This is a genomic window from Streptomyces sp. 3N207 (assembly GCF_052246355.1).
Classification (GTDB): Bacteria; Actinomycetota; Actinomycetes; order Streptomycetales; family Streptomycetaceae; genus Streptomyces.
Genome location: NZ_JBQQBV010000061.1, coordinates 1 through 1,700 on the forward strand (window position 1 = coordinate 1; position 1,700 = coordinate 1,700).

At 66.1% G+C, this 1,700-nt stretch carries 1 protein-coding gene and 1 pseudogene; both read left to right on the forward strand.

What is annotated here, in order from left to right; translation table 11 throughout:
- Positions 1 to 152 precede the first annotated feature (152 nt).
- Positions 153 to 248 (forward strand): annotated as a pseudogene (locus ACTWP9_RS36615) (DEAD/DEAH box helicase family protein); the annotation flags it as partial.
- Between the two features lie 472 nt (positions 249 to 720).
- On the forward strand, positions 721 to 1,700 hold a 980-nt coding region (locus tag ACTWP9_RS36620; RefSeq protein WP_443250639.1), incomplete at its 3' end, for an STM4015 family protein.

Below are 1,700 nucleotides of genomic sequence, written 5' to 3' on the forward strand. Positions count from 1 at the left end.
ATGGGGGCGTCCCCTGCATTCCCAGGTCAACCAGCACCTCGGGGGTAATCGATCTTCACCCGGGAGGTGAAGGCGCGGAACGGCTCGATTGGGTTGCTGACCTGGACGAAGGCTGCACGGATCCCGGTTCCGTCGATGGTTCGAAGTTCAGGGCCCGGGGCACGATCGTGTCCGCGACCGGATCGGGCAAGACAATCACCGCCGCCGCGAGCGCGCTGGAGTGCTTCCCGGGTGGGCGGATCCTCGTCAGAGCCTGTGTCGGGTCCTGACATGACAAGTCCGCCCAGCGCCTTGCCGGGCCGAAGTCGCCGGGCTGTACTGGAAGCTGACGGCACCCTGGGCAAGGCGTTCGCGAACGCCTTGAAACCCGTTCTAGGGATAGCGGTGTATTCCGGACTAGTCGTCTGTTCCCGGAAGCGTCGTCACGACGCGCTTCCGAACGGTGCCGTTGGCAACCCCGCCAGGCCTCGCCGCGCTGACCTGGAGCAGGAGGATGTGACACAGCTTCTCACGGTCCCGACCCTGGACCTGCTCGCCCAGACCGTGCAGGCGTGGCGGCTGAGTCGGCCAAGAGCCCATTGCCGGTCATGTTGTTCGACCGGCGCTGTGCACCCAAGGGATGTGACTGCGCCTTGGGCCCTGCGGCGGCCCGAGCGTTTGTCAGCCGGCTGAGGTAGAAGGTTGTGACTATCTGCTGTCGTCGTATGGAGTTACCCCGCCATGTCGAGATGGGTGTGCAACGAGCACGTGACCGAGCTGAACGGATTGCCCGTGTTCACCTTCCCGCAGAACGAGACGGAGCCAGCCCTGCCCGGTGCGGACGCCGTCGCGTGGCGGCTGGACTACAACGAGCACATGGCTGGCGCGGAGGACTTCGAGGTCTACTGGGAGCGGTTCACCAAGCTGGTCGAGCTGGAGAAGGTCCGGGCGCTGATCTTCGGATTCGGGTTCTACGTCCTTGACGACCACGACCACGACCACGACCACGACTGCATCGACTGCATCGACTGCGGCTTCGTAGACGACGAGACGCTGCTCGGCGTCAAGGACCGGCTGGTCAACCTGGAGGCGCTGTTCCTCGGCGACCTGGAGGCAAAGGAGGCCCCCCTCCACCTCATAGGGCAGAGCGACCTCGCCCCGATCCTGGACGCCTTCCCGCAGTTGCGTGAGCTTTCCGTGCGCGGCAACCAGAACCTGGAATTTCCCGTGGCCCGGTACGAGAACCTGCGCAGGCTACGGTTCGAGTCCGGCGGCCTCAAGGCGAAGGTCGTGCGAGACGTCATCGCCGCAGACCTGCCCACGCTGGAGCACCTGGAGATGTGGCTCGGGGACAAGGACTACGACGGGGACGCGACCGTCGCCGACCTCGCCCCGCTGCTCGCCGGGGACGGGTTTCCCGCGCTGCGCCATCTGGGCCTGCAGAACAGCGAGATCCAGGACGAGATAGCCGCGGCCGTAGCCTCGGCGCCCGTGGTCACGCAGCTGAAGTCCCTCGACCTGTCCATGGGCACTCTCACCGACACCGGAGCCGAGGCCCTGCTCTACGGCCGGCCGCTCACCCACCTCGCATCGCTGAACCTGAGCCACCACTACCTCAGCGACGCCATGATGCTGCAGGTCTGGGACGCTCTCGAACCCGCGGGCGTACGGGTGGACCTGTCCGAGCAGCAGCCCGAAAAGTATCGAACCAGCCCCCACCC